We start from the raw sequence: 6,302 nt of genomic DNA, 5'->3' as shown, positions 1-6,302 counted from the left end.
AAACCCAGGCTTGGTACACTGAACGTAATCAATTGCAAAAGGCAGTAGATTGGCAGTTTACTACTGCCGATGCTCGGATTCGACTGAAGCGCCTCTATCCACAAATTGAAAACTGACAGTCCACTAGGCTGACGGATAGATTTTCTGCAACCCAATGATTGATGCTAGCCACTGACTGACCTGCAAAGTCAAAGGGTAGATCAATAAACCAATCTCCGGCATCTTGATCCCAACGCCAAGTGCTTAGTGGTGCAGAAAAGAGTTGAAAGGGTTGCTATAGGTGAAGTCTCAATTGAGACAGGGATGGTTGAAGGGGGCATTTCATGAGAGGCTTAAGTTCCCCAACTCAAAGCAACTCCCATGGAAATCCCCCTGTTATATCGTCAACTGCAAGACCAGCTACGTCAATGGGTTGAGCCTAAAGACCAACGACACCTCCAAGGATTTGCCGAAATGCTGGCCGCCATCTTGCAATCCAGCAGTGCCTGCATGGGGCAATGGATTCCCTATCTGAGTCATCGAGGCTGCCAAGCCCGTGCCCACCTAGAACGGTTCAGCTACTTCCTGCACAATCGCCAGATTAGTGCAGAACAATTTTACGAACGATGCTACAGCAGGTTCTGTCAGCGTTTGCAGGGGAGTCAGTTTTGTTAACGCTCGATACCAGTGTCCTGTGGGATCAATTTTGTCTAATAGCAGTGTGCTTGGTGTGGGGTGGACGGTCTATCACCCTGGCTCAGACTGTCATTGAGCATGGCAGTGCCAGCGTGGGCTTTAACCAGTATCAGAGCGTCCTTGATTGCGCTAAACGGGTCTTGCCACCCCAATGCCAAGTCACCTTGCTAGCAGATCGAGGCTTTGAGCACAGCAAGTTGATTCATTGGCTACGACAACACCATTGGTCTTGGGCGATTCGGGCCAAATCGGATTTAAACATCACCCTCTCCAACGGTGCGACTCAATCGGTTGCACAACTGGTGCCCCCTGAAGGCCAAGCCTACCTGTTTGAAAACGTGCAGGTGCTCGATGGCTTTGCTTGCCATTTGGTCACCGCTAAGCTGCCAGAGGCTAAAGAGGCTTGGGCTGTGCTGTCTGACCAGACCCCGTCCCTGCAAACCTTTGCGCTCTATGGCAAGCGGTTTGGGGGCATTGAACCTCATTTTAAGGATTACAAGTCGGCTGCCTTTGGGGTGGTGAAATCCGGCTTACGCAATCCTCAAGCCCTCACTTGCTTATTCATGCTGCTCGATTGTGCCTCCCTGATTGCCCTGATGCTCGGCATGATGGTGGTACAAGCTGGATACCGTTCACGGCTCGATTGGCACACTACCCGGGGCTTGAGTTTTCTGCAACTCGGTCTTCGCGAACTGGCTCGGCTTTGCTACGAGCGCTTGCCTCTGCCCAAACTCTTGGCTTTGCCCAAACGAAATCCCCCTCCCGCCTGTGCATCCCGGCGTAAACGTCGTGTTTTAGAGGAGCATATTGAATTTGCCCAAGTGCTCCGATTCTCATGATGAGACTGCCCTGAGTTTTCTGCACCACTAAGGCTCCTCAGACACGTCTAAAGACACATCTAAGGAGCCGAAAAAGTTGATTCAAAGGTTTCCCTTTGTTTCTCCACTGTAACCCTTCATAGGGGTTCTCGCGTTGGTGTTGGCATTCCAAGTAGGGTTAGGTATTGACTTTCACAGTGACTTGAGAAAACTTGCCACGGGCTTTCAATTGACGCAATACAGCCCCGTTAGAAAGTCGAGCTGCCTGCGCGATCGTGCGAATCGTCGATTGACTGTGCATTGCCATCTCAAGTTGTTGCTGGGTTTGGGTCATCGTCCTGGCTCATATCTAGCGGGATATTCAAATCCTAACGGGTCTAGCTCTAGAACGGTTGTATTAAATCGAGTATCTTCGGGTAAGCGGTTGGGATCGCCCACATCGTAGTCATAGCGCATGTCCGTCATACCGCCATGCTCCTCGGTCATGGCTGCATGGTTGAGGGTTTCAGTCTTGGACTCGTTGCAGTAGGTAATCTTAGACGCCCGATCGGTAAAGCTCCCCTGTTCTTCTGGTTGGGCTTGATTGGCAAAAAAGACACGTTGGGTCATGGTGTCGTCCTCCCTTAGCGTCCAGGTGCATAGAGACTGGGAGTGTAGACCCCTTGGGAATCTGTCTCTGCAAAGTAGATGTTAAAGCGCTGATCCTCGGGCACCTGATAGACTTCATCGGGATTGATAGACGCATCTGTCCAGACAACTTCGTCCCCCCGCTCAAAGGCGTTGGTTTCTTGGCGAACGGCCTCAATAATATTGCCATTCACAAATTCGTGACCGGAATCTCGATCGCAAAATGAACCCAGCTCATGGGTTTGAGCTTCATTAATCCAAACCGTATTTGCCATGATGGGAATACCTCATGTATGGGGTAGCCGAGGTGTTGTGGTTGGTCGCCTGCACCTCGGTTTTTGATAAGTCCATCATAGCAATTAAGCAATTAAGCAATTAAGCAAAATTGCTCTTTTCTGAATCCCCTAGTTTTCCTATGCCAGAATGATTGGCCGTTACTCGTTCTTCTATGTCCTATGGTCAGCAAGCCTAAAACCATTCAATTTCGGGCACAGTTGCCCACTGACTTAGATTTGTTGATCCGGGCTATTGCTCCCCTCAAGAATGGGGGAAAGGATTGGACACTGAGCGATATTGCCGCAGAAGCTTTCATGGACTGGCTGAAGAAACCTGAAAATCAGCACCTCATCCAACAACACAACCTCTTGCAAGCACTCCACGATCGCGGGTTTGATACCACTTCCTATGAGCGTTAGGAAAGTTATTCCTGTGGAATACTGTCAACAGTCGTGCTGTGTTTGAAGGTATAGATAACGATATTTTCAGTAACCAATTTGCTTACTCATCTACTGCGCTCTTATACAAAGCCAGTTTCACGAGAATCACCATATGTATACAGTGAGAGAACAAGAAAATGAAGGGATGCAAATTCTCTACATGACCTACACATGGGACGGAATTGGCTTAGTCGCTGTTTCTGAGGCAGAAAAAAATGTGGGGTATTCATGGCCTGTTCCTAATTGGGAACCAACTCGGCGTTTTAGCAAAGCGCTGTCAGAATTACCTGAACATATTCAACAAGCCTTACTTCATGCTAAAGAGATAGGTCAGCCTTATATCGATTTAGGAGTCAAAGACACATTCAATACGTAAAACACTGGTCTGTATGTTGGCTATTCGCTTTCCGGTTGCTCAGCTAGTTCTGAAACGACACTGTTAATCTCTGTTTCTAATTGCTCGATCGTCGGTAGCTGGTCTTCCAACTGCTTCGGCAAGTGATGGGTCGAAATTGCGATCGGTGAATTGACATTTCTAAGGGCATACTCAGCGATCGTTTTCTTCTTATCTCGGCATAGGATGATCCCGATCGTCGGGTTATCGCTAGGATGCCGTAGCAAATCATCGATCGCCGCCACATAGAAATTCATCTTGCCGGAATACTCCGGTTTGAAATCCGTCATCTTCAGCTCGATCGCTACATAACACCGTAGTTTGAGGTGATAGAAAAGCAAATCAACAAAAAATTCGTCCCCCTCCACCTCCAGTCGATATTGACTGCCGACAAAAGCAAACCCCACGCCTAACTCCAACAAAAAATCACGGATATGGGTAATCAGTGCGGTTTCTAAATCCCGTTCCTGAGCATCTTTTCCCAGTGTCAGAAACTCTAGATGGTAGGGATCTTTAATCAGTTGCTGGGCTAGGTCGGACTGGGGCTGGGGCAAGGTGCGATCGAAATTAGTCACCGCATTCCCCTGACGGCGGTAGAGGTCACTCTCAACTTGCAAGGCTAGGACATCCCGACTCCAACCATTTTCGAGGGCCTGCTGGGCATACCAGACCCGTTCCTCTGGCCGCTTTAACTTATCTAAGAGCACCAAGTTGTGTCGCCAAGGAATTTGTGCAACGCAGCGCTGCACAAATTCTGAATCAGGATAGGCGTCCGCAAAGGCTCGCATGTACTTGAGATTGCGGGAGGACAGGCCCCCCAAGGAGGGAAACTCCTGCTTTAAATCGCGGGCTAAGCGATCGATCACCTTGGTGCCCCAGCCTTCCCGCTGCTGCTGTTCCAGAATGGTTTTCCCAATCTGCCAGTACAACAACAACAACTCCTGGTTCACTGCCAAAGCTGCCCGTACCTGCGCCGATCGAATGCGACGTTTGAGGTCAAGCAGCGTTTGTTCATAAAGGCCCGCTGGCAAGGAACGATCGCTCACAAAACTCTAACCACAATAATGTGCTCACATAGGTTTTCAGCTTATACCGAATGAGAGCGAAGGATGACAAGGGCTGGGGCGCAATAGAAGAATCGGCCCTCCTCCAAACCACAACTTTCGCAGATATTTCCCGATCTCACACAAATAAAGCTTAGAATAAAGCATTGAATTCGACTCTGAATTAAGTGCTATGATTCCCCTGCAAAATATTCAGTCCCTGACTGACTTCAAGCGCAACGCCAGCAGTTATGTAGAGCAGGTGCAATCGACCCATACTCCTCTTATCCTCACCGTCAATGGCAAAGCTGCGGTGGTGGTGCAAGATGCGGCATCCTTCCAGGCTCAGACCGATCGCTTGCAAGCCCTAGAAGCGGAATTACAGGAACTCAAGCGAGTGGCTCTACGGCAGGATCTGGCAGTGGGGCTACAACAGCTTCAGCAAGGGCAAACAACTGAATATACCGAAGCAACCTTGCATGGCCTCTTTGATGACATCAAGACACAGGGTAGATCGGAGCTAGGTCGATCGGTATGAGGGTTCAGTTGCGATTGACGGAGCAAGCTCAACAAGACTTGCGGGATATTTGGCGGGGCTGGGCGGAATATAGCGGGTTAGAGATTGCCGATCGTCGGTTGGATGAAATTGAAGTAAAGTTTCGCCTCCTTTTGCAGTTCCCCAATGCAGGACGGATTCGGGATGAGCTTCAAACCGGCATCAGAAGCTATCCGGCGGGAGAAGTGGTGATTTTCTATCGCGTTGCAGCTTCTGTCCTGGAAGTTGTGAGGGTACTGCATGGCAAACGGGATGTGGAATCCGTCTTACAGGAAGAGGGCTACTCCTAATCGCTGTCAGTCTTGAATTCTGTAATGACTGATTAAAGCGATAAATGAGGTCTATTCAGACTACCGCCCTAGGCTGCGGATTGCTGCTTAGCAAGCTGGTATTGCAGGATTTCGATTTGTTCCCGCAACTGACCAGGCGTCATCACTGGGTTGCAGTCCTCAAAGGTAACTGCATCTAAATCTAAAAACTGCGACAGCGCTAGCTCGATCACAAAATCCATCGAGAAATTTCTGTCAGCAGCGTAAGCTTCCAGCGCTGCCCGAACTTGCTCAGGCACTCGAACCCGCAATTCTGCTTGAGTTTCAGATGGTTGCATGGTCAGATCTCGCGTGTTGGGTACAGAACATTATAAGGAGGGTAAACAGTGAGCAGCTAATGCAACGATCGAGGGATTTTTAACATTTTAATGACATCACAAAAATATCTATTTAACTTTAAATCAACATTAGAGTTATGCTTATAAAGCATTTTCATAATGGTTTTTAGGAGTCTCTATGATTCTGGTCTGTGGAGGAATCAAGGGGGGAGTTGGGAAGACAACACTGGCAACCAGTATGACAGTCTTGCGAGCTGCAACCGGACAGGATGTTCTCTTGGTGGATGCAGATGAGCAAGCGACGGCCACCGATTTCACAGCAGTCCGAAACGAGACTTTGGGTGAAGTGGGCTATACCTCCATCAAACTGCATGGGGCCGCTGTCCGCAGTGAGGTGATGAAACTCGCCCCCAAGTATGACGATGTGGTGATTGATGTCGGGGGACGGGATACCGCAGGACAACGAGCCGCGTTACTGGTTGCCGATGTCTATGTGGTGCCCTTCCTGCCAGGGAGCTTTGATGTGTGGACACTCGATAGTGTTGGGGAGTTGGTGGAAGAAGCCAAAGCGTTTAACGACAAACTCCGGGCATTTTGCATCATTAACCGAGCCGATGCCCAGGGCACCGATAACCGAGAGGCCGCAGACATTGCACGGGATATTCCTGGACTGAACTATCTAGATGCACCCCTCGGAAATCGTAAAGCGTTCCGGGCTGCCGCTGCCCAAGGTCTTGCTGTGACCGAACTTAAACCCAAGGACAGTAAAGCTATTGCTGAGTTAAAAACTCTATATAAACATCTTTTCGATGTTTAAATGATGTCATAATAATCCTTATTTGAGTCTATAATAATCTTTACTAGAG

General features: G+C 49.0%; 10 protein-coding genes and 1 pseudogene. 6 read left to right on the top strand and 5 right to left on the bottom strand.

Annotation, left to right across the window (positions count from 1 at the left end):
* The first annotated feature begins 360 nt into the window (after nucleotides 1-360).
* A pseudogene (locus ACN4EG_RS21225) lies at nucleotides 361-1,514 on the top strand (transposase).
* Nucleotides 1,515-1,671: 157 nt separating this feature from the next.
* On the opposite strand, the gene ACN4EG_RS21220 reads toward ACN4EG_RS21225, so the two are convergent.
* The 3 genes from ACN4EG_RS21220 to ACN4EG_RS21210 are packed head-to-tail and all read right to left on the bottom strand — an operon-like array spanning nucleotide 1,672 to nucleotide 2,395.
* Nucleotides 1,672-1,827, bottom strand: coding sequence for a hypothetical protein (locus ACN4EG_RS21220; RefSeq protein ID WP_431632192.1), 156 nt, complete (start codon nucleotides 1,825-1,827; stop codon nucleotides 1,672-1,674).
* On the bottom strand, nucleotides 1,824-2,102 hold the full coding sequence (locus ACN4EG_RS21215) for a hypothetical protein (RefSeq protein ID WP_431632191.1): 279 nt from the start codon (nucleotides 2,100-2,102) through the stop codon (nucleotides 1,824-1,826). Before ACN4EG_RS21215 ends, ACN4EG_RS21220 begins: the two co-directional genes overlap by 4 nt.
* 14 nt (nucleotides 2,103-2,116) lie before the next feature.
* Nucleotides 2,117-2,395: a hypothetical protein gene (locus tag ACN4EG_RS21210; protein ID WP_431632190.1), complete on the bottom strand. Its 279-nt coding sequence runs from the start codon at nucleotides 2,393-2,395 to the stop codon at nucleotides 2,117-2,119.
* 180 nt (nucleotides 2,396-2,575) lie between these two features.
* Here ACN4EG_RS21210 and ACN4EG_RS21205 point away from each other — a divergent pair, with 180 nt between their 5' ends.
* Nucleotides 2,576-2,815 carry a hypothetical protein gene (locus ACN4EG_RS21205; RefSeq protein ID WP_431632189.1) on the top strand — a complete coding sequence of 80 codons (240 nt, stop codon included), beginning with the start codon at nucleotides 2,576-2,578 and terminating at the stop codon, nucleotides 2,813-2,815.
* A gap of 133 nt (nucleotides 2,816-2,948) precedes the next feature.
* Nucleotides 2,949-3,212 (top strand): hypothetical protein, encoded by a 264-nt coding sequence (locus ACN4EG_RS21200; protein WP_431632188.1) that lies wholly within the window; start codon nucleotides 2,949-2,951, stop codon nucleotides 3,210-3,212.
* A gap of 20 nt (nucleotides 3,213-3,232) precedes the next feature.
* On the opposite strand, the gene ACN4EG_RS21195 is transcribed toward ACN4EG_RS21200, so the two are convergent.
* On the bottom strand, nucleotides 3,233-4,276 hold the full coding sequence (locus ACN4EG_RS21195; RefSeq protein WP_431632187.1) for a PDDEXK nuclease domain-containing protein: 1,044 nt from the start codon (nucleotides 4,274-4,276) through the stop codon (nucleotides 3,233-3,235).
* A 190-nt stretch (nucleotides 4,277-4,466) separates the two neighbouring features.
* Here ACN4EG_RS21195 and ACN4EG_RS21190 point away from each other — a divergent pair, with 190 nt between their 5' ends.
* A complete protein-coding gene (locus ACN4EG_RS21190; protein ID WP_431632186.1) occupies nucleotides 4,467-4,811 on the top strand; it encodes a type II toxin-antitoxin system Phd/YefM family antitoxin in 345 nt (114 codons plus the stop codon).
* Nucleotides 4,808-5,119 carry a type II toxin-antitoxin system RelE/ParE family toxin gene (locus tag ACN4EG_RS21185; protein ID WP_431632185.1) on the top strand — a complete coding sequence of 104 codons (312 nt, stop codon included), beginning with the start codon at nucleotides 4,808-4,810 and terminating at the stop codon, nucleotides 5,117-5,119. The genes ACN4EG_RS21190 and ACN4EG_RS21185 overlap by 4 nt, the downstream gene beginning before the upstream one ends.
* Before the next feature lie 68 nt (nucleotides 5,120-5,187).
* Here the strand turns inward: ACN4EG_RS21185 and ACN4EG_RS21180 are convergent, their stop codons facing one another.
* Nucleotides 5,188-5,436, bottom strand: a complete 249-nt coding sequence (locus tag ACN4EG_RS21180) for a hypothetical protein (protein ID WP_431632184.1) — start codon at nucleotides 5,434-5,436, stop codon at nucleotides 5,188-5,190.
* A 178-nt stretch (nucleotides 5,437-5,614) separates the two neighbouring features.
* Here ACN4EG_RS21180 and ACN4EG_RS21175 point away from each other — a divergent pair, with 178 nt between their 5' ends.
* Nucleotides 5,615-6,253, top strand: a complete 639-nt coding sequence (locus ACN4EG_RS21175) for a nucleotide-binding protein (protein ID WP_431632183.1) — start codon at nucleotides 5,615-5,617, stop codon at nucleotides 6,251-6,253.
* The last annotated feature ends 49 nt before the right edge of the window (nucleotides 6,254-6,302 follow it).

Origin of the sequence: Alkalinema pantanalense CENA528 (genome assembly GCF_050753345.1) — a bacterium.
GTDB lineage: Bacteria > Cyanobacteriota > Cyanobacteriia > Leptolyngbyales > Leptolyngbyaceae > Alkalinema > Alkalinema pantanalense.
Note: the sequence above shows the minus strand (reverse complement) of the source record. Positions and strands in the feature narration are given on the sequence as shown.